General features: G+C 63.5%; 1 protein-coding gene and 1 pseudogene. One reads left to right on the top strand and one right to left on the bottom strand.

The window, feature by feature from the left end:
* Window positions 1-301: 301 nt before the first annotated feature.
* Window positions 302-2,416 (top strand): glycine--tRNA ligase subunit beta, encoded by a 2,115-nt coding sequence (gene glyS / locus C4N04_RS31335; RefSeq protein ID WP_106797761.1) that lies wholly within the window; start codon window positions 302-304, stop codon window positions 2,414-2,416.
* A gap of 196 nt (window positions 2,417-2,612) precedes the next feature.
* On the opposite strand, the pseudogene C4N04_RS32645 reads toward glyS, so the two are convergent.
* Window positions 2,613-2,716, bottom strand: a pseudogene (locus C4N04_RS32645) (IS110 family transposase); the annotation flags it as partial.

Consider the following 2,716-nt stretch of genomic DNA (forward strand, 5'->3'; position numbering starts at 1 on the left):
CCGCTGCCGCCTGCCTGCGGCAACAACGCATCAACAAAGCTGAATTGACCCGTCTGCTTCACCGCCATCCAAATCATCTCCGTTCAAAAACAACGGAATCATATTCTCAGCATTTTGCAACAGTCCCCAGCGGGGAGAAGATGCCGGCAGGCAGATGAGGGGCTACACGGCAACACGCCTGAAGGGTCGCCCCTGCCCCGTCGCTCTCTTCCGTTTTTGCGGTTGTGCAGATGCGGCATTCTTTGATAGCAGAAGCAACGTTTTGGATCGCCCTGCCCGCGGGCGCAAGGAAAAGTGTGACATGCCAAACCTTCTTCTCGAACTCCGCTCCGAAGAGATCCCGGCCCGCATGCAGCGCAAGGCTGCCGGCGACCTGAAGAAGCTCGTCACCGATGCGCTTGTCGAAGCGGGTCTGTCCTATGAGGGCGCGCGCGAATATTGGACACCGCGGCGGCTGGCGCTCGACATTCATGGCCTGACGGCGCGCTCGGCCGACGTGCGCGAAGAGCGCAAGGGGCCGCGCACCGACGCCAATGAGAAGGCGATCGAGGGTTTTCTGCGCGGCGCCGGCCTTTCCTCGGTCTCCGAGGCGCAGGTGGTCAGCGATCCGAAGAAGGGCGATTTCTACGTCGCGGTCATCTCCAAGCCCGGCCGCGCGGCGGAAGAGATCGTCGCCGAGGTGATGCCCGGCATCATCCGTGATTTTCCCTGGCCGAAGTCGATGCGCTGGGGCAAGGCCTCCTCCAAGTCCGGCGCGTCGCGCTGGGTGCGGCCGCTGCAATCGATCGTCTGCACCTTCGGCCCCGAACATGAGGAAACCACCGTCATCCCCTTCGAGATCGACGGCATCACCGCCTCCAACATCACCTACGGCCACCGCTTCCATACGCCCGAGGCGATCACCGTCCGGCGCTTCGACGATTACGCGGCGAGCCTGGAGAAGGCCAAGGTCATCCTCGATGCCGAGCGGCGCAAGGACATCATCCTGCACGACGCACGCGATATCGCCTTTGCCAACGGGCTGGAGCTGGTGGAGGATGAAGGCTTGCTGGAGGAAGTCTCCGGCCTCGTCGAATGGCCGCAGGTGCTGATGGGCTCCTTCGAAGAGGATTACCTCTCCATCCCCTCGGAAATCATCCGGCTGACGATCAAGACCAATCAGAAGTGCTTCGTCACGCGCAAGCAGGGCGAGGAGACGCTGTCGAACCGGTTCATCCTCGTCTCCAACATCCAGGCGCATGACGGCGGCAAGGAAATCGTCCACGGCAACGGCAAGGTGGTGCGGGCCCGGCTTTCGGACGCGCTGCATTTCTGGAAGCGCGACCAGGGCAACCTGCCGGATCTCGAAACGCTCGCAGCTTCGGCGGCAAAGTTCGGCCTCGACCTGAAGAAGCCGCTCGACCAGCGCATGGCCAAGCTCGACGCTCTCGACGTGACCTTCCATGCCAAGCTCGGCACGCAGGGCGCGCGTGTCGCCCGCATCCGGGCGCTGGCCAAGGAATTGGCTGCCGTCACCGGCGCCGATGCGGCGCTCACCGATCGCGCCGCCGTACTCGCCAAGGCCGATCTGCGCACCGAAGCCGTCGGCGAATTCCCCGAACTGCAGGGCCTGATGGGCCGCAAATATGCGGTGCTGCAGGGCGAAAACGCCTCCGTCGCGGCGGCGATCGAGGATCACTACAAGCCGCAAGGCCCGTCCGACCGGGTGCCGGAAGACAAGGTGGCGATCACGCTGGCGCTTGCCGACAAGCTCGACACGCTGACCGGCTTCTGGGCGATCGACGAAAAGCCGACCGGCTCCAAGGACCCGTTTGCGCTGCGGCGGGCAGCCCTCGGCGTCGTCAGGATCCTGCTGGAGCGAAGGGTTCGCCTGCCGCTGCTGGCGACGACAAGGGATGGCGACCTGCTCTCCTTCTTCCACGACCGCCTCAAGGTCTATCTCCGCGATCAGGGCGCCCGCCACGATCTCATCGACGCCGTGCTGACTTCAGATGCCGACGACCTCTTGATGGTGGCGCGCCGCGTCGAAGCGCTGACGGCCTTCATCACCTCGGAAGACGGCAAGAACCTGCTTGCAGGCACCAAGCGCGCGACGCAACTGCTCGCCGCCGAGGAAAAGAAGGGCACGGTCATTGCCGACGGCGTATCGCCGGCTCTCCTGAAGCTCGACGCCGAGAAGGAACTGTTCGCCGCCATATCAGCTGCCTCGAAGGATGCGGCGGATGCCGTGGCCGGGGAAGATTTCCGCTCGGCGATGGAAGCTCTGTCCAAGCTGCGCGGCCCGGTCGACCGCTTCTTCGAAGAGGTGCTGGTCAACGACGAGGACGCCGCCATCCGCGCCAACCGCCTCGCTTTGCTCCGGCTGATCCGAGAAGCGACGGGAACGGTTGCGGATTTCTCGAAGATTTCGGGGTGATATTCGGCTTCTTCCAGTGTCGATGCAGTGCGGTCTCGCAAAATATCTGCCCCTCACCCTAACCCTCTCCCCGCCTGCGGGGAGAGGGGACGTGCCCTACGGAAGGTGAACGAGGAACAGAAAGGTAGCCGCTAGTCCCTTCTCCCCGCAGGCGGGGAGAAGGTGCCGGCAGGCGGATGAGAATCTGTGTTGGTTGTCAAGGTGGATTTGGGGTCCAGAGTCGATCCTGAGAGAGAAGACAGTTTGCCAGCACGAGCAGTTTGCGCATGATGGCGACAAGGACGACCTTGGCTGGTTTTC

Origin of the sequence: Rhizobium sp. H4 (genome assembly GCF_003013335.1) — a bacterium.
Lineage (GTDB): Bacteria > Pseudomonadota > Alphaproteobacteria > Rhizobiales > Rhizobiaceae > Rhizobium > Rhizobium sophoriradicis.

Bases quoted from the DNA above. Each gene is read 5' to 3' on its own strand.
- glyS (WP_106797761.1), top strand. From the start codon at position 302: ATGCCAAACCTTCTTCTCGAACTCCGCTCCGAAGAGATCCCGGCCCGC.